This is a genomic window from candidate division KSB1 bacterium, from assembly GCA_022566355.1.
In the GTDB taxonomy this organism is placed as follows: domain Bacteria; phylum Zhuqueibacterota; class JdFR-76; order JdFR-76; family DREG01; genus JADFJB01.
On sequence record JADFJB010000017.1, the window covers coordinates 22,481 to 39,150 of the forward strand.

A 16,670-nucleotide genomic window follows, 5' to 3' on the forward strand; every position below is an offset into this window, starting at 1 on the left:
TTATCGGCGAATTAGAAATAATTAATTAGCCCCCTTTTTGATTTAGGAAAACTTTTATTAAAAGGTTGGAAGGTAGGATCTAGGGAATGGAGGCTAGAGGTTAGACAACTACATCTCTACATATTGTCATTCCTGCCAAACCAGGAATCTTAGAACTAAAATCAGAAATCCGAATTTCCAGACAAATTCTAAATTCTAATTTTGAAATTTCAACCTTTCGGCTTTTGCTCAAGACAAGGTTAGAGGTTGATTTAAGTAATTTTGTGTATGCGCCTTTGTACTTTGTCTCTCCATCTCTTTCCCCCAGCCTTTTTCCATTTCACGTATGCCGTCTTACTTATTAGGCACTTTCAACTTGAGACGATTTATCTGCTTTTTTCACTTCTTCCCCGCAATCTTAATCCTGTTTATCGCCCGATACAAAGCGATACGGGCTCGGTCAATATCTGTCTTTTTATCTTCGGAGCTTAGTCTGTTTTCGGCACGTTCTTTTGACGTCACTGCTCTTTCCAAATCGATTACATCCGCTTGTTCAGCCGTTTCAGCTAACACTCTAACCTGGTTTTTTAGTACTTCCATAAAGCCGCCACTGATGGCATAAAACTGCCGTTGATCTCCATTTAATACTTCTAATTCACCGATTTTTAGCGCTGAAAGTAACGGCGCATGGTTGGTTAAAATCCCTAAGTATCCTTCTATCCCCGGAGCTTTAATATAATTCACCTCACCGCTAAATGCCTTCTTGTCCGGGGTTATGATATCCAGGGAAAATGTTCTACTATTCGCTTCTTCCATCTTTTCTCTAGTTTAAAATTCCATTTTTTTGGCGTTTTCTACTACTTCATCAATTGAACCGGCCATATAAAATGCTTGTTCGGGTAGATCATCATGCTCACCCTCAACGATTGCTTTAAAGCTTCGTATCGTATCTTCAAGCCGGACATAACGCCCTTCGCGGCCTGTAAACTGCTCTGCTACGAAGAATGGCTGCGATAGAAATTTTTCGATCCTTCTGGCTCTATTTACAACGATCTTGTCATCCTCGGAAAGTTCTTCCATTCCAAGAATGGCTATGATATCCTGTAAATCCTTATATGTCTGTAGCGTTCTCTGCACGGCTTGGGCTACTTCATAGTGTTCAAGACCAATAATATTCGGATCTAATATCCTGGAAGTTGAATCCAATGGATCCACCGCCGGATAAATTCCAAGCTCTGAGATTCTGCGGGATAATACTGTGGTTGCATCTAAATGCGAAAACGTCGTCGCTGGCGCAGGATCCGTAAGATCGTCCGCAGGAACATATATTGCCTGAACTGATGTAATGGAACCACGTTTGGTGGATGTAATCCTTTCCTGCAACGCACCCATCTCAGTCGCAAGATTGGGTTGATATCCTACTGCGGAAGGCATACGTCCCAGTAACGCAGAAACCTCTGATCCAGCTTGCACAAATCGGAATATATTATCGATAAACAATAAAACGTCTTTGCCCTCTTCATCTCTAAAATATTCTGCGACCGTTAGACCCGTTAAACCAACCCTGAGACGTGCGCCCGGCGGTTCGTTCATCTGTCCGAATACCATGCAGGTCTTATCGATAACACCGGACTCAGTCATTTCAAGGTAGAGATCATTACCCTCACGGGTTCGTTCGCCGACGCCTGAAAACACGGAGTAACCGCCATGCTCGGTAGCAATACTTCGGATAAGCTCCATGATGATCACAGTTTTGCCGACACCTGCGCCACCGAAAAGTCCGGTTTTCCCTCCCTTAGAATAGGGTTCCAACAAATCAATTACTTTAATCCCGGTCTCTAAAATTTCAGTACTGGTACTTAGGTCTTCTAAAGGCGGAGCATTACGATGGATGGAATAACGCTTTTCTGTTTCGATTGCACCTTTGCCATCAATAGGTTCGCCAATCACATTCAACAAACGACCCAACGTTTCTTTACCAACCGGAATTGAAATCGCTTCTCCGGTGTCAGTGACAACATCGCCGCGTACCAAACCATCCGTAGTATCCATAGCCACAGCTCTGATAACTTTTTCACCCAAATGTTGAGCAACTTCCAAAACCAGCCTAGATCCATCTGATCGGTCAATGTTTAGTGCATTATAAATGGCTGGGAGTCCACTATCTTCGAAACTCACGTCCACAACAGGTCCAATTATTTGACTAACTTTTCCTTCGTTCATCTGTATAAATCCTTCATGGTTTTACTGTGTCTTCAAGGCTTCGGCACCACCAATTATCTCAAGAATTTCTTTGGTAATGCTAGCCTGACGAACTCTATTATAATGAAGCGTTAAATCGGTGATCATTTCTTGCGCGTTTTCCGTGGCTACTTCCATAGCAGTCATTCGAGCGCCATGTTCAGCGGAACTGGTCTCGAGTAAAATCCGCCAGGTTTGTATATTGATCTGCCTGGGTAGCAAAACATTAATTATTGTATCGGGTGAAGGCTCATAGATATAGTTAAATTTTAAAGTAGAGCCTTCAATTGATTTTGGTTCTATCGGTAATAATTGTTCAACAGTAAGATTTTGCTGAACGGCTGATTTAAATTCATTGTAAATAACAGATACAAGATCAACTTCACCCTGGGTATAAAAACGCGTAATATCACCGGCAAGCGCCTGTGCATGTGAAAAGTCTAACTTGTTGAAAAGATCTATATGTTCGGCAATGATCTCGTAATCCCTGCGTCGAAAATAATCTCGTGCTTTTTTACCCACCAAGATAAGCTTAGCGGATTTCCCTTCAGCTTGCGCAGCCTTAATTTGTTCTGTTGCCCGGCGAATGATGTTTATATTAAATGCTCCGCACAATCCGCGATCTGAGGTAACAACCACAAATCCAACTGATTGAACTTCTCGAACGGAAAGCAAAGGATGAGCATCATGATCTACAATATTGGCAAGATGACCGATCACATTTCGCAATTCATAAGCATAGGGACGAGCTTTTAAGATTTTTTCTTGAGCCCGGCGCAACTTAGCTGCGGCAACCATCTTCATGGCTCTGGTAATTTGCTGTGTACTTTTTACACTGCTAATCCGCCGGCGTATGTCACGTAAAGTCGCCATAAATGATTAACCTACAGAAACAGACTTCATGAATTCTTTACAGGCTTCAGCTAATTCATTATTCAAATCAACAGAAAGTTCTTTTTTATCCTTAATTTCTGACAATATAGCCGGATGATTTGATTCCATATAGACATGAAACTGATTTTCAGTATCCGAGACTTTATCCAAAGGAACTTCGTCTAAATATCCTTTGGTCCCGAGAAAAATAACTGCAATCTGTTTTTCGATAGCCAAAGGTTCATATTGGCCTTGTTTCAGAATTCCTTCCATCCTCTGGCCCCTGGTCAACTGGCTTAGGGTCGCTTTATCGAGATCCGAACCAAATTTGGCGAACGCCGCTAATTCGCGATACTGTGCCAAATCCAATCGCAGACTCCCTGCAATCTTTTTCATTCCTTTAATCTGGGCATTTCCACCAACACGGGAGACGGAAAGCCCTACATTAATTGCCGGTCGTTGACCCGCATAAAATAAATCCGGCTCAAGATAGATTTGGCCATCGGTAATCGAAATGACGTTAGTGGGAATGTATGCGGAAACATCGCCTGCCTGAGTTTCTATTATAGGCAAGGCTGTTAAAGAACCGCCGCCTAAATCATCATTTAATTTTGAGGCTCTTTCCAATAGCCTGGAATGAAGATAGAAGACATCTCCCGGGTAAGCTTCGCGGCCCGGAGGACGGCGGAGCAACAACGAAATTTGTCTGTAGGCTACCGCATGTTTGGATAAATCGTCATAAACTATGAGCGCATGCTTTTTATTATCTCTAAAATATTCACCCATCGCGCAACCAGCGTAAGGTGCAATATAGTTTAATGGCGCCGGTTGATCTGCCGTTGCCGAAACGATAATAGTATGGTCCAATGCTCCATAGTCTTCCAAAATTTTTACAACCCTCACAACAGTTGAAGCTTTCTGGCCAATAGCGACATAAATACAAAACACATCCGTATCTTTTTGATTAATGATTGTATCAATAGCGATTGCAGTTTTGCCTGTTTGACGGTCGCCAATGATTAACTCTCGCTGACCTCGACCGATGGGTATCATCGAATCTATGGCCTTAATTCCCGTTTGAAGTGGTTCTTTAACAGGTTGCCGGGCAAGCACACCCAATGCCTTCCGTTCTAAAAAGCTAAAATGCGTAGTGTTAATCGGGCCTTTACCATCGATGGGCTGACCTAATGGATTGACAACTCTACCTAGCAGTTCTTCACCAGTCGGCACTTCCATAATGCGTCCAGTCCTTTTTGCAGTATCACCTTCTTTGATCAAGGTATCACTACCAAAGAGGATACAGCCTACATTACCTTCTTCGAGATTAAGTGCCATACCAAAAACATCATTAGGAAATTCCACTAGCTCTCCGGCCATAACTTTTTCCAGACCATAAACCCTGGCTATGCCATCCCCAACATAAATAATTTCACCAACCTCTTCAACTTCAAAGGGATGTTCAAAAGCTTCTATTTTCTGCCGTATAATCGATGTGATCTCTTCCGGCCTGATCTCCATATAACCCTACCTCCAATATTAATTTAGTTTAATATTTCTTCTGATTTTTCCATCAAAACGCTTCGCATTTTGTGAAGTTTACCTTTAATCGTCCCATCGATTATTTTACCGTCTACATGAATGCAAATTCCGCCTAGAAGTGTTGAATCAACCTGAGAGATCAAATTGATTTCTTTATTCAATTGTTTTGACAATTGTTGACGAATCTCGGATTTTAACTCCGGCGTTAATTCTACCGCAGAAATAACATGTGCATTGGTACGATTGTAAAACAGGTCTACTTCTTTAAGGAATGCTTCTGATATATCTAAAATCAAATCCTGGCGTTTTTTGTTTAATAACACAATCAAAAAATTATAGAATACTTTCGAAAATAAGTCGCCAAACAATTCATCTAACTTAGCTTCTTTTTGCTTGCGACCTACTTCAGGAGATAAAAAGAAATGATGAAATTCCTGATTGTCTTTTAATACCGATATAAATACAGACATATCTTCCTGTATCTTGTTTAAGATGTCCCGTTCCCGGCCAACTAGAAACAATGCCTTGGCATATCGATGAGGTAAGACACCGGCATGTTTCATGATACTTTCATCTCCTTAATATATGACTCCACAATCTTTTCATGGTCTTTATCTTTTAGAGAACGCTCAACCAGCTTTGATGCAACTGAAATAGTTAGATCAACAGCCAGGTTTTTAATTTCATCCACTGCTTTTTCCTTTTCAAGGCCGATCTCTTTTTTAGCTCTATCAATCAATCGAGATGATTCTTCATTCGCTTTTGCTAGAAGCTCTTCACGCATTATTTTCGCTGTTTTCCTGCCATTCTCAATAATTTCCAGGCTTTCTTTTCTAGATTCTTCCATCATTTTTTCGTAGGATTTCAGGCTCTCGTCAGCCTTCTTTTGAGCATTTTCAGCACGCTCAAGCGACTCACGTATATGATTTTCTCTTTTCTCGAGCATAGCAAGTATCGGTTTCCAGGCAATTTTGCGGAGAACTAAAAAAAGAATCAAAAATGTCACAAATGACCAAAAAAACAGACCTGGCTCGACTGCTAATAGATTCGATTCCAATATTATAAATAACATAGAATTCATTCCGAAGTTATGATATTAATTGGATTCTAAGCTGATCAACAACTACGATCCGATCGTTTTAGTGGCAAAGATTAACAAGACGCATACGAGAACGGAGAACAGCGCAACACCTTCGATCATCGCTGCAGTTAAGATCATCATACCGCGTATATCACCAACCGCTTCAGGTTGACGAGAAACACCTTCCATGGCTCCGCTTGCTAATTTGCCGATACCTATACCACAACCAATCGTTGCTCCGGCAACACCAATTCCTGCACCCAGGTACGCAAATGCTAGTGAAAAATCTATCATCCGTTAATCTCCTTATTTCTATTAGTGGTTTTATTTTATGAAAAAATCAGTTAATGTTTTAATGTTCTTCTGATAAGGCTATGCCAATAAACACTGCGGAGAGCATTGTGAAAATATATGCCTGGATCAATGCAATCAAAACAGCCAATAATTCTAAAGCTACAGCGCCTGGAACTGCAAGCAGGGCAACCAAAAAGCTCTTAAAAATGATGATGAGTCCCAGGAAAGTAAAAACAATCAAGTGATCCGCCATCATGTTGGCAAAAAGACGAATGGCCAAGGCAAAATGCTTGGTGAACACGCCGATAAATTCAATTAAAAACACCAAAGGCGCAACAAAGCCGGGTACACCAGGGGGTAAAAAGCTCTTCATATACCCGCCAAACCCCTTTTTCATTATTCCTGCTGATTGACCGATGAAGAATGTCATAACAGCTAACGTAGAGGTAACCGCAAGATTTGAGGTGGCGGTCCCAGCTCCAGGTATTAATCCCAATAAATTACAAACCAGAACGAAAAAAAATGCTGTTAGCAGGTATGGAGCGAACCGCATTCCATCCTTTCCCAGGTAAGGATCCAAGATATCCGTTTTGATAAAAAGGACAATTGCTTCTAGTAAATTACCCATCCCGCGGGGCACCATTCCCATCTGGCGCTTTGACAACGAAAATAGAAGGATCAAAAAGATAGAGGCAATCCACATCATCACCACATGAAACGTGATGGATATATCAATCCCTAATATGGGTGGAATCTCAAAGATCACATAATCTTGAACATGCTCCAAGATAAAACCGGCGCCTTCCTCTTTATGGCCTGTTTGTTCCGGGTCAAAAAGTGCGAGGCTTAAAAAATTATATAAAAACATTTATTTTTCAATCCTACCTAATTTTTTTGTCACTCAATTTAAGTTGTCGTTTGATAAGGAAAATTTCAACTGTTTGAAACAAAAAATAGTAGATCGTCAAAATTATTAAAAACGTTAACATGTGTAAATATTTTGCCTGGTATATCCAAAAAATAACCCCAATAAAAATTATCATTCTCACAATCATCCCGCCCAATAAAACTGAGAGAAAAGCTTTATTGGATTTTGAAAAACCCCAATAATTTACCAAATAGCCAAACAAAATTAAAATAAAACTTAAAATCCAGGAAACCAACACTTCTGCCGTTTTCTCTTGTTCTCCAAATAAAAAAAGGACCAACAAACCTGCTAGTCCAAAAACAATACCTATCCCCAAAAATGGCAATAAAAAAGAGCGTCTAATAAATTCCTTAATCACGCTTGTTATTTGTTTTATCGTTTAAATAAACAGCTTTATAAATCGTCCAAAACCCGGCGATTGCGCCTAATAAAAAACCTGCCATTAAAAAAACAGGAATAGTGTTCAGTGTTTTATCTATCCAAAAGCCAAGCGCTGCAAAAATTACAATTGAAATTGCAAAACGCATCCCTAAATCGAAATATGGACCAATTTCCCGAATTGAATCTTTACTACTTGAATTTTTGTTTTTGTCATTCATTGCAATTCCAAAATCCGTGGAGCCATCCTTGAGATGAATACTCTTTCAAAGTTCCATCATGGTTGCTTGTCTGCCTCCTGAACGGAATTTTTAACTGGTTTGGCGCTTGCCTTCTCCGGGGTGAAATTCAAAGCCGGTTCCAACTTGGTTCCTTTCATTTGAGAGTGGCCATCAAACACCGCACCTTCGGCAATGACTAATCTAACCGCATTCAATTTTCCAACCAAAACTGCGGTGGACTCTAAAGTTACTTTTCCGGTGGCAGAGATTTTACCTTTTACAGTTCCACCAATGACAGCATTTTTGACTTCAATTTCTCCATGGATGACACCCTCTTTACCGAGAATAATAGAATCTGAAGATTTTAGATTCCCAACCAGTTTTCCGTCTATCCGAAGACTATGTTGAACTGTCATATTTCCTTCTATTATTGTGCCTTTTCCTATTAAAGTATTTAAATCACCCATCCTGTCATAACCATTGCTGTCTTTTTCTCTAAACATGTCTTTTCTCCTTTACGAACTTTTAAATCCATATTTATAATTCCTGTTGTTGATCAGTCTGCAAAGAAAACAAGTATTCCTTCGGATCCACAGGTTTTGAATCACGCCAAATTTCAAAATGAAGATGGGGCCCTGAACTGGTTTCACCCGAATTCCCTAACAGTGCGATCGGGTCTCCTTTTCTTACCATCCCGACCGTCCTGAGCAGACGCATGTTGTGGGCATAGAATGTAAAAATATCGCTGCCATGATAAATAATAATGAGATTCCCCAAATCCGGCGTCCAATCGGCAAAAACAATCGTACCTTCTCCGGATGCTTTAATTACCGATCCTCGCTTTGCAACGATATCAATCCCAAAATGTTTGTCCCGGATTTGTGGTTCGGCTAAATTTATATCATCAAACCCAAGAGAGATCAATCCTTCCACCGGTAACAAAGTAGGAAGCCTTTCATACATCATGTGATAACTTGTTGTGATGGAACCCACTCGTCTAAGGATATTCTCAAAATTCCGCGCTGATACTTTTTGATCATTTTTGTTTTTAGATCCGTTGTTAAAGGAGATATTGGTTTCATTTGAAATCGATGCTCCCACTATACCTTCATCAAACTCCTGGGCTTCTTCTATTCCCAATGATATTTTCAATTTACTCGAAAATATTTTCAACTCCTCGAATTTACCAGCAATCAAAGCTACCCGGCTGTTTTCACGTTCCAGTTTGGAATTTTCGACCTTCAGTGCAACATTTTCATTATTCACCTGGAGATATTTGACAAAGAAAACCGCTCCGGCTATCACACTTAGCAATAGTAAAACAGCAATCCCACCTAATATCCTCAAGGTAACCACTCTTAATTTAAATCCAAGCGGTTCAGATTGATTGTCGGCAATAATTAAGAAAGAAATAAACTGCTTTTTTTTCTTTAATTTATTTTTCGCCATTCTTTAATACGGATTCTCTTCTTGCTTTAAAATCCCGTGAATTCGATTTAAATCATCATCGGAATAATACTGAATTTCAATTTTTCCTCCCTCCGATTTTGGCGATATAAGGACTTGAGTACCTAATATCTCCCGCAACTGGTCTTCCATGTCGATAATAAAAACCGACTTTTTAGGTACTGGCTTAGCCTGGATCTCTTTGCCGCCATTACTAAATGTTTTAACCAACTCTTCTACTTTTCTGACCGAATAATTATTTTTTATGGTTTTCTTCCACAAAGAAATTTGGTCGCTGCGATCTTGAATAGCCAAAAGGGCTCGGGCATGTCCCATGGAAATTTTGTTTTCCAATAAACTCTGTTGAATATCTTGTGGAAGCTTCAACAATCGTAAGAAATTTGTAACTGATGATCGATCTTTACCGATTTTCTGTGCCACTTGCTCTTGAGTTAGATTGCAATCAGCTATGAGCCTATCAAAAGCTTTCGCAATATCGATTGGATTTAGATTTTCTCGTTGTATATTTTCTATCAATGCCAGTTGCAGCATTTCTTCATCAGACTCGATGTCTAACAAATATGCCGGAATCGTATCGTATCCAAGTTGTTTGACAGCACGAAAACGTCGTTCACCGGAAATGAGTTGAAAACCACCTTCAAAAGAACGAACGGTAATGGGCTGAATGATACCGTTTTCCTTAATTGAATCTTTTAATTCATTTAAAGTAACACTATCGAAATTATCCCTGGGTTGAAATGGATTGGCTGAAATTCCCGACACTTCGATTTCAGCAAATTTAGCGGATTCATATTGTGCAGTTTCAGATAAATCCGGAATTAATGCGGATAAACCACGTCCCAATCTATGCTTATTTGCCATTCACCAAAACCTCCTCCGCAAGTTTTATATAATTCTCAGAACCACTCGATACAGCATCATAGAGAATAATCGGTTTACCATAACTCGGCGCTTCACTTAGTCTCACATTTCGATAAACAATTGTTTTATAGACTTTATCACTAAAATATTTCCGAACTTCTTCCGCAACCTGTTTGGATAGATTCAGTCGGCTATCATACATTGTTAATACTACACCTTCAATTTCCAAACTAGGATTTAAATGCTTCTGAACCAATCGAATTGTGTTTAGCAATTGGCTCAATCCTTCCAAAGCATAATATTCACATTGAATTGGAATCAATACCGAATTGGCTGCCGTCAGGCTGTTGATAGTTAAGAGGCCAAGCGACGGCGGGCAATCGATGAAAACATACTCATACTCTTTTTTGATTTTTGCAGTACGATCCCGCATTATCTTTTCTCTGGCAATAGCGCTAACGAGCTCAACCTCAGCGCCAACGAGCCGGATACTTGATGGCAAGATATCCAAATATTCAATTTGGCTGTCAATAATAGCTTCATTGATGTCCATTTCATCAATCAATACATCATAAATTGTGTGATCAATTTCATTGGAATTAATCCCAAGTCCACTCGTAGCATTTGCTTGAGGATCGATGTCAATCAAAAGTGTTTCGATCTCCGCAACCGCAATACAACTGGCTAGATTGATAGCAGTTGTAGTTTTCCCTACACCACCTTTTTGATTCGCAATAGCAATAATTTTACCCATTCTCTCCTCAAATCTGAATTAAATTGACTAACTAATATATAGGTGAAGCATCTGAAAAGCAACCCCAAAACAAAAAGCAAATGGGAGTGTAAAATCTTAAAAAATTAAGGGAATATACTCTTTAGATTAAATACAGCGTATTATTTTTGTGAATTGAAACAAAATTTCTTCATCGTTTGGATTTCATCAATCGGATTTAAGTATCGAAATGCTGCCATTGACTGTTTTCAAAACAAGGCTTCCACCGCCGCCATTGATCTGACCTTTTAATCTTCTTCTGCTAAGTTTGCCCTTAACCCTTATGGACAATTCACTATTTATACTTCCATTTACTGTGCTGGCTTCCAGATTGGCCTTTATGTCTGCCGGAATTGCTAATCGAATCCCGCCGTTAACGGTTTTAAAAATCATTTCATCGAATCGATAAATTCCTTCCAGATTTACTGATATGCTGCCATTTACCGTTTTACAAGAAACTTCGCCGCTGCTTTGAGTAATTTTGATTCTTCCATTGGTTGTATTCGTTTCAATTTTACCTGTGATGCCGGTTATATCGATCCCGCCATTCACATTATCAATATCCAAATTTACCTCTTTAGGAACGACTAAATAAAAATTTACATTTACTGATGGCTTGCCTCTTCCGAACAACTATGAGAACAAAGATGAGATGCCGCCATTCGAGCTTCGTTTATGGGGATAATCAACATCTATTTCCAAATAATCTCTTCCGTCATTAATATCCAAATGAACTTCTTCCATGTATTCATCCGCAATTCGCCGGTTACGATGTTTTACAGTGATCACTGCTCTCAGTTTAACTTGCTCATTATCCCAGGAAGTAATTTCTATCCGACCTCTGGTATTTTTTAAAGAGATTTCACCGCCTTGCCGCAGGTCGAAAGTCTGATTGATTTCTTTTCTAGCAGTTCCGGCTATAACCTGGCTTATCAGCCAAAGCAAAGAAAGAAGCCCCAGTCCTGAACCTAGTAGTAATTGTTGCCGAAGCTTTTTCATGATAAATATCCTCCATCTAAAGCTAAATTTAAGAAAATATTTCTAATTTTTTGTGTGTTATCTGCCATCGACCTCAACTATAATCTCAATCATTCTTGTTCATCATATTCACTGGCTCATATTCAACGAAAAACTCAACCGACCTTTTTACTAATATTTCTTCTAACGTGATATTCCAAATGGCCCGGTTTTTATCACCCAGAATATTTGCATTCGTATCCGTGATCAACCCGGGAACAATCCATTGAAAGCGGAACTTGATTTTAGAAAAAAGTGAACGAAGACCTGATTTTAGAAACATTTTGGTACGATCCAGTTTGTCTTCGTCAAGGTAGATGAATCGCTTTAGTGTAATATTGTTTTCGGTCCGTACGGTTTCAAACCGTTCGTTTTAAAAGCTTGGTGTGACATTTAACAAAGCCAGGCTATCAAACTCAAACTCCATATAAACATGCGTGAGATCCTCTTTTTGACGAATCTCATGAAACTTTTCCGTCAAGCCTCCGGAAAGATAATTTCTCTTAATATTATCTTTCACATCGTAAAGGTCCGTTGGAAAGTATAAATTTTCAAACTTCATATCCTTTTCGGCTTGATAATGTATCATCAATTCGCCTGATCCATCAACCTTCATAAATATCATCTCATCATATTCAAAACAGCCGGCATTTAAAATAGGAAAAAGCACTAAGATTATAGAACGCCAATTTAACAAACTTATCTTCGAAGGAAATCTCATTTATTGCCATTTTCGTTGAATAAAAATATCACCTATATCCGAAAAGAATTCGCAAACCTCATTGTTCTTTTTATTCCCATTATATTCTAAAATAGAAATTCCACCTGATTTTTTGATTTCCCATTGGTGCGCTGAACGAATCACACCTAATGCTGTTTCCGCAATTATTTTTGATTCCGGAAAATCAGGCAGGATTAAAAACATATCGCCCGAATCCGACCTCACTCGAATTTTTGCTTTTAGTTTCAAATTTGGATTGAAAAAGAAATCTCCGGATTTTGTTTCAATTTCGCCTGATCTAATTTCGTTGCCAACCAGATAAATATCTGCATCTTTTGATTTTATAACCAAACGAATGAGTTTTGAATTATCCAGGACAATTTCGCCTTGTTTAATGGATATACTCAAGTGTGGATCAACCCCATTTTGTCCATTTAGATTGGATATTTTTGTCTGGACTTCATCCAGTTTTAGTTCCAGGTTTTGAGCCAAAATGTTTGTGATTTCCAGAATTCCTTTTTTTTGTTCAATCGTAATATTACCACGGATTCCTTCAATTATAGCGCTCCCATCCTTCTTGTCAATTTTTAATCGAATCGATTTGGGGACAGTAAGTTCAAAATCAATTTTTGTTGATGGGGTTTTCTTTATCCCTGTGAATTTGAGAAGACTGGAAAACGGATTATTACTACCTCGGCTGAGCTGATGTACGAAGAGTTTATTATTGCCCAGCGTAAATTCAATTTTGAGTTCTTTAAGTTTAGACTCTGCTTTTTCACGATTATTAGCCTTTGCCCACTTCCTTACCAAAATCTGAATAGTTGGTTTTCCCCATGTGGCTATATTCAGATTTCCGGATCCTAACCTGAGTTCCAATAGAGTATTTGGAGAAATTTCAAAGTGGTGTGTTTCGGTTTCAGTAATTTCATAATCCGAAGCAAAAAGAAAACAAGGCAGTAAAAAGAAAAGAATTATTGCCGCTTTAATTCCTATAAATAAACCATCATTTCTACGCATTAAAATTCCGGATGATTAGAAAAAAATATTTACAATGTTTATAATCAGAAAACTCGAACTCATCGAATACGGATATCAAGTGTGCCAATCCCTAGAGATATTGATAATTTGGTTTTATATTTGGAGTTATCGTAATTATCCGAATAATAATATTTTCCTCTCTTATAGAAATCAGATGGGATATCCAGTGAAGAGAAAAACAGAAATTTTGAGACAGAAAATCTAATCGCTTCATTTTCAGGGAGGTACAGGCGAGTCTCACCAATATTTAAGTCAATGTCAATTTCCCGATCATTCATAATATCCATGTCGGATGTCAAATCAACAATCAAAGAGCCCACCACACCATTAATATTCGCATACTTAAAATTTGCATTGCCTAATTTTTCGATTCTTATTTCACCTAATTTAATGTCAATTTCTAATTCCTCAATTTTGTCTCTGTTTGGCTGGGAAAAAGTAACTGAAGTTTCACCGGCAAGTACGTGGAGTTCAAATTCACGGATCTTCAGTCCGCCAAGCTCAATATCACATTGACTTGCTTTGGTTTTGCATTCGATTAATATCGGAACTTCCGTTGGTAATTTCACAATAATCCTTGCAGACAAACCATCGCCATCATCATGATCCATAAACCATTTATCCACATCAAAATAAACTCGCAAGTAATTATCATCTTCATCAAAATCCACGCTCAATTCATGTCTATCATCATCAAACCGAAAATTGAGTGAAATCTTCCTGGCATCCCTGCTGGGTTCAATTTCTAACTTACCTGCATCGATTTCAAGCCGGATACGCAAAGGCTTTCTTCTAGAAACATCAAAACTGTATTCCTTGCGGACGATATCATCTGCAATTAAACAAGAAGGCAACAACAAATAAAGTATCCAGAGTCCTGAAATTTTATATTTCATTTTTTTCTCAGCTTTTTTAATTGATTTCTATAGAAGCTAGCTTATCAGAACGGTCGGGAAATACGAAAAGTGATTTTGACAGCATCTGTTGCGCGATCTGTTCGTTTTGCGATATTCAATCGAAATGAGCCGTCATAGTTTGCAAACGCAATACCAATATCTGAAAAGAGATCATCGACTTTCAATTTACTAAAATCTTTTTCATCCTTATACCAGGCAAGGCCGGCATCGGCGAATAGTATTAAATTAAATTCACCCAAAATCGGGATATAAGGAACCCAGTCTAAGCGGTCCCAGTCAATCTGGTATTCGATATTTCCCAATAACATCCGATCCCCGGTGAATGCTTTGTAATCATATCCCCTGAGAGTACTAATTCCGCCCAGATCAAATAGTTTTTGTACGGGCACGATACCAACTGTTTCTCCGGCTCGCAATCGAATATTAATATTTTCCCCTCTCGAAATAGGCTGATAACGTCTTATTTCAAATATATAACGCTGAAAATCGGTATCCCCTTTATATTCCCTGGTAAAATATTCTGCGGAACCTGCAAACAACCAACCTCGGCGAGAACTATACTTGCGACCCCGTGTATCCAATTGGAATTCCCCATAAAAGCCTTTCAACTCCAGGTTATCAACAACGGGATTATCTCTGAATCTTTTATTTCCTCCGAAAACAGACCAATTCGTCACGGAATCCAGGCTCCTGTGGTTCTCTTCCAGCCAACCTATTTTTAATTTTGCCCGGCGTGAAAAATTTTGAGAAATATAAACACCCGCGCCTTCTCGGCGATAAAAATCTTGAAAATCCTCCCGAATCAAAATGGCTCCAAGGGTGTTTTCCCAGGAAGGAATAATCCATTCATCCTCGGTATAAGTAAGATCATAAATTTCTCCGCCAATAGAAAATTGACTGCCTGCTGGAAAAAAACTTCGCTCTAAAGTAGCTTGAAATTGAAATCGTTCACTTTTTAAACCAATACCTGCACCACCATACAATTGCATTCCCCCACGTCTTCGAAAAGTTTCTCTCTTTTTTCTGAAGCCCAAAAACACACCATCCACCCGATTATAGCGAAACACAAACCAATCGTCGTCAAAACCATTATTACCGTTGCTGAAATAGGTCGATCCCCACTGAGATATAGGAGAGAACCTTTCCCAGGATTTATGCAATAAAGTTTGATTATTTTTATTATGTTCTCCTGAAAACAAAACAGCCGGCAATATGAGAGTAAAAAATAGTCCAAAACTAATTTTCAACAAAGGGTGCTTTAGTTTATTAGTCATCATGAAATCTCCTGTTTAGGTCAGTAAATATATGGCCAAAATACGAGGTGGAGCCTTCAAAGTTTCGATGTCATCTGGGTTTCAGTAGAAATTTGTGGATCGGATACCTGGCGAGCAAGTGTTAACAATCCATCAATATCATTTGGAACCGGACTGGTATAATAAACCTTTTGTCCAGTTCTTGGATGTTCAAACCCCAAATTTTGGGCATGAAGCGCTTGTCTTCTTAAACAATTAAAATATTCTTCCGCTATTTTTCGATCGGATTTTGATAGGGCCTTAGCTCCGTTCTGTCTCCCACCATAATCATAATCTGAAAATACAGGATGGCCAATATGTGTCATGTGCACCCTGATCTGGTGTGTTCTTCCTGTTTCTAATTTTAATTCTACAAAGCTAATTAAGGGTAACTGCTCTAAGACTTTATAGTTTGTGATCGCGGTTTTACCTTCCGACAAAACAGCCATTTTCTTACGACTATTCGGACTACGGCCAAACTTTGTTTCTATACGTCCTTCGCTTTTTTTAAACGCACCCCACAAAATGGAGATATAGCTTCTTTGTGCTGTTCTTTGTGAAAACTGTTCTGATAAATGACGGTGGGTGTAATCATCCTTAGCCACAACGAGAAGGCCAGAAGTATCCTTATCCAGGCGATGAACAATACCCGGCCGTAATTCCCCATTGATACCGGAAAGATTATCACAATGGTAGAGTAAGGCGTTCACCAAAGTTCCGTTTGAATGCCCAAACGCCGGATGCACAACCATTCCGGCTGGTTTGTTAATAATCAATAGTTGTTCATCTTCATACAAAATATCCAAAGGAATATCTTCTTGTAGAATTTCTACTTTTCGCGGTTTGGGGATATGTATTTCAATTCGCTCCCCGGGAATGACGTTATGGCTTGGTTTGATTTTTTTGCCATTGACCAGGATTCTATTTTCTTCAAGCAATTGGTGGATTCGTGTGCGAGATATTTGATTGAATTGAGTAGCCAGAAACTTATCGATACGCTCCGGCATTACAGTTGATGATACGATGAGTTCGAGATGTTGACCAGACATGA

The 16,670-nt window shown here is 39.0% G+C and carries 21 protein-coding genes; all 21 read right to left on the reverse strand.

The annotated features are described in order from the left end of the window. Window positions 1-378: 378 nt before the first annotated feature. The gene (locus IIC38_04995; GenBank protein ID MCH8125300.1) at window positions 379-795 is read right to left on the reverse strand and encodes a F0F1 ATP synthase subunit epsilon; all 417 of its coding nucleotides are present in this window, start codon (window positions 793-795) and stop codon (window positions 379-381) included. A 12-nt stretch (window positions 796-807) separates the two neighbouring features. Then, window positions 808-2,202 (reverse strand): F0F1 ATP synthase subunit beta, encoded by a 1,395-nt coding sequence (gene atpD / locus IIC38_05000; protein ID MCH8125301.1) that lies wholly within the window; start codon window positions 2,200-2,202, stop codon window positions 808-810. Between the two features lie 21 nt (window positions 2,203-2,223). Beyond that, the gene (atpG, locus tag IIC38_05005) at window positions 2,224-3,093 is read right to left on the reverse strand and encodes an ATP synthase F1 subunit gamma (GenBank protein MCH8125302.1); all 870 of its coding nucleotides are present in this window, start codon (window positions 3,091-3,093) and stop codon (window positions 2,224-2,226) included. A 6-nt stretch (window positions 3,094-3,099) separates the two neighbouring features. Further along, complete coding sequence (locus IIC38_05010) at window positions 3,100-4,611, reverse strand: F0F1 ATP synthase subunit alpha (protein MCH8125303.1); 1,512 nt, start codon at window positions 4,609-4,611, stop codon at window positions 3,100-3,102. Window positions 4,612-4,634: 23 nt separating this feature from the next. Further along, entirely contained in the window at window positions 4,635-5,195 is a 561-nt protein-coding gene (gene atpH, locus IIC38_05015) for an ATP synthase F1 subunit delta (protein ID MCH8125304.1), read from the reverse strand. Then, window positions 5,192-5,704, reverse strand: a complete 513-nt coding sequence (gene atpF / locus IIC38_05020) for a F0F1 ATP synthase subunit B (GenBank protein ID MCH8125305.1) — start codon at window positions 5,702-5,704, stop codon at window positions 5,192-5,194. The genes atpH and atpF overlap by 4 nt, the downstream gene beginning before the upstream one ends. A 51-nt stretch (window positions 5,705-5,755) precedes the next feature. Next, window positions 5,756-6,007 (reverse strand): ATP synthase F0 subunit C, encoded by a 252-nt coding sequence (gene atpE, locus IIC38_05025; GenBank protein ID MCH8125306.1) that lies wholly within the window; start codon window positions 6,005-6,007, stop codon window positions 5,756-5,758. A 58-nt stretch (window positions 6,008-6,065) separates the two neighbouring features. Then, window positions 6,066-6,875, reverse strand: a complete 810-nt coding sequence (atpB, locus tag IIC38_05030) for a F0F1 ATP synthase subunit A (GenBank protein MCH8125307.1) — start codon at window positions 6,873-6,875, stop codon at window positions 6,066-6,068. A 410-nt stretch (window positions 6,876-7,285) separates the two neighbouring features. Then, on the reverse strand, window positions 7,286-7,534 hold the full coding sequence (locus tag IIC38_05035; GenBank protein ID MCH8125308.1) for an AtpZ/AtpI family protein: 249 nt from the start codon (window positions 7,532-7,534) through the stop codon (window positions 7,286-7,288). Between the two features lie 56 nt (window positions 7,535-7,590). Beyond that, the gene (locus tag IIC38_05040; protein MCH8125309.1) at window positions 7,591-8,037 is read right to left on the reverse strand and encodes a polymer-forming cytoskeletal protein; all 447 of its coding nucleotides are present in this window, start codon (window positions 8,035-8,037) and stop codon (window positions 7,591-7,593) included. A 34-nt stretch (window positions 8,038-8,071) separates the two neighbouring features. Next, window positions 8,072-8,983 (reverse strand): M23 family metallopeptidase, encoded by a 912-nt coding sequence (locus IIC38_05045; GenBank protein MCH8125310.1) that lies wholly within the window; start codon window positions 8,981-8,983, stop codon window positions 8,072-8,074. 3 nt (window positions 8,984-8,986) lie between these two features. Further along, complete coding sequence (locus tag IIC38_05050; protein ID MCH8125311.1) at window positions 8,987-9,862, reverse strand: ParB/RepB/Spo0J family partition protein; 876 nt, start codon at window positions 9,860-9,862, stop codon at window positions 8,987-8,989. Next, window positions 9,852-10,616 (reverse strand): ParA family protein, encoded by a 765-nt coding sequence (locus IIC38_05055; protein MCH8125312.1) that lies wholly within the window; start codon window positions 10,614-10,616, stop codon window positions 9,852-9,854. The genes IIC38_05050 and IIC38_05055 overlap by 11 nt, the downstream gene beginning before the upstream one ends. A gap of 186 nt (window positions 10,617-10,802) precedes the next feature. Continuing rightward, entirely contained in the window at window positions 10,803-11,201 is a 399-nt protein-coding gene (locus IIC38_05060; protein ID MCH8125313.1) for a hypothetical protein, read from the reverse strand. 66 nt (window positions 11,202-11,267) lie between these two features. Continuing rightward, the gene (locus IIC38_05065; GenBank protein ID MCH8125314.1) at window positions 11,268-11,633 is read right to left on the reverse strand and encodes a hypothetical protein; all 366 of its coding nucleotides are present in this window, start codon (window positions 11,631-11,633) and stop codon (window positions 11,268-11,270) included. Window positions 11,634-11,718: 85 nt separating this feature from the next. Further along, window positions 11,719-11,934, reverse strand: coding sequence for a hypothetical protein (locus IIC38_05070; GenBank protein MCH8125315.1), 216 nt, complete (start codon window positions 11,932-11,934; stop codon window positions 11,719-11,721). A 90-nt stretch (window positions 11,935-12,024) separates the two neighbouring features. After that, window positions 12,025-12,348 carry a hypothetical protein gene (locus IIC38_05075; protein ID MCH8125316.1) on the reverse strand — a complete coding sequence of 108 codons (324 nt, stop codon included), beginning with the start codon at window positions 12,346-12,348 and terminating at the stop codon, window positions 12,025-12,027. Window positions 12,349-12,372: 24 nt separating this feature from the next. Beyond that, a complete protein-coding gene (locus tag IIC38_05080; GenBank protein ID MCH8125317.1) occupies window positions 12,373-13,389 on the reverse strand; it encodes a DUF4097 family beta strand repeat protein in 1,017 nt (338 codons plus the stop codon). Window positions 13,390-13,448: 59 nt separating this feature from the next. After that, window positions 13,449-14,306 carry a hypothetical protein gene (locus IIC38_05085; protein MCH8125318.1) on the reverse strand — a complete coding sequence of 286 codons (858 nt, stop codon included), beginning with the start codon at window positions 14,304-14,306 and terminating at the stop codon, window positions 13,449-13,451. Window positions 14,307-14,350: 44 nt separating this feature from the next. Next, window positions 14,351-15,604, reverse strand: coding sequence for a BamA/TamA family outer membrane protein (locus IIC38_05090; GenBank protein ID MCH8125319.1), 1,254 nt, complete (start codon window positions 15,602-15,604; stop codon window positions 14,351-14,353). A gap of 53 nt (window positions 15,605-15,657) precedes the next feature. Further along, window positions 15,658-16,668, reverse strand: a complete 1,011-nt coding sequence (locus tag IIC38_05095) for an RluA family pseudouridine synthase (GenBank protein ID MCH8125320.1) — start codon at window positions 16,666-16,668, stop codon at window positions 15,658-15,660. Between the last annotated feature and the right edge of the window lie 2 nt (window positions 16,669-16,670).

Bases quoted from the DNA above. Each gene is read 5' to 3' on its own strand.
- IIC38_05065 (MCH8125314.1), bottom strand. From the start codon at position 11,633: ATGAAAAAGCTTCGGCAACAATTACTACTAGGTTCAGGACTGGGGCTT.
- IIC38_05035 (MCH8125308.1), bottom strand. From the start codon at position 7,534: ATGAATGACAAAAACAAAAATTCAAGTAGTAAAGATTCAATTCGGGAA.
- IIC38_05040 (MCH8125309.1), bottom strand. From the start codon at position 8,037: ATGTTTAGAGAAAAAGACAGCAATGGTTATGACAGGATGGGTGATTTA.
- IIC38_05010 (MCH8125303.1), bottom strand. From the start codon at position 4,611: ATGGAGATCAGGCCGGAAGAGATCACATCGATTATACGGCAGAAAATA.
- atpE (MCH8125306.1), bottom strand. From the start codon at position 6,007: ATGATAGATTTTTCACTAGCATTTGCGTACCTGGGTGCAGGAATTGGT.
- IIC38_05095 (MCH8125320.1), bottom strand. From the start codon at position 16,668: ATGTCTGGTCAACATCTCGAACTCATCGTATCATCAACTGTAATGCCG.
- IIC38_05045 (MCH8125310.1), bottom strand. From the start codon at position 8,983: ATGGCGAAAAATAAATTAAAGAAAAAAAAGCAGTTTATTTCTTTCTTA.
- atpD (MCH8125301.1), bottom strand. From the start codon at position 2,202: ATGAACGAAGGAAAAGTTAGTCAAATAATTGGACCTGTTGTGGACGTG.
- atpG (MCH8125302.1), bottom strand. From the start codon at position 3,093: ATGGCGACTTTACGTGACATACGCCGGCGGATTAGCAGTGTAAAAAGT.
- IIC38_05070 (MCH8125315.1), bottom strand. From the start codon at position 11,934: ATGTTTCTAAAATCAGGTCTTCGTTCACTTTTTTCTAAAATCAAGTTC.
- IIC38_05090 (MCH8125319.1), bottom strand. From the start codon at position 15,604: ATGATGACTAATAAACTAAAGCACCCTTTGTTGAAAATTAGTTTTGGA.
- IIC38_05055 (MCH8125312.1), bottom strand. From the start codon at position 10,616: ATGGGTAAAATTATTGCTATTGCGAATCAAAAAGGTGGTGTAGGGAAA.
- IIC38_05080 (MCH8125317.1), bottom strand. From the start codon at position 13,389: ATGCGTAGAAATGATGGTTTATTTATAGGAATTAAAGCGGCAATAATT.
- atpB (MCH8125307.1), bottom strand. From the start codon at position 6,875: ATGTTTTTATATAATTTTTTAAGCCTCGCACTTTTTGACCCGGAACAA.
- IIC38_05050 (MCH8125311.1), bottom strand. From the start codon at position 9,862: ATGGCAAATAAGCATAGATTGGGACGTGGTTTATCCGCATTAATTCCG.
- IIC38_04995 (MCH8125300.1), bottom strand. From the start codon at position 795: ATGGAAGAAGCGAATAGTAGAACATTTTCCCTGGATATCATAACCCCG.
- atpF (MCH8125305.1), bottom strand. From the start codon at position 5,704: ATGTTATTTATAATATTGGAATCGAATCTATTAGCAGTCGAGCCAGGT.
- IIC38_05085 (MCH8125318.1), bottom strand. From the start codon at position 14,306: ATGAAATATAAAATTTCAGGACTCTGGATACTTTATTTGTTGTTGCCT.
- atpH (MCH8125304.1), bottom strand. From the start codon at position 5,195: ATGAAACATGCCGGTGTCTTACCTCATCGATATGCCAAGGCATTGTTT.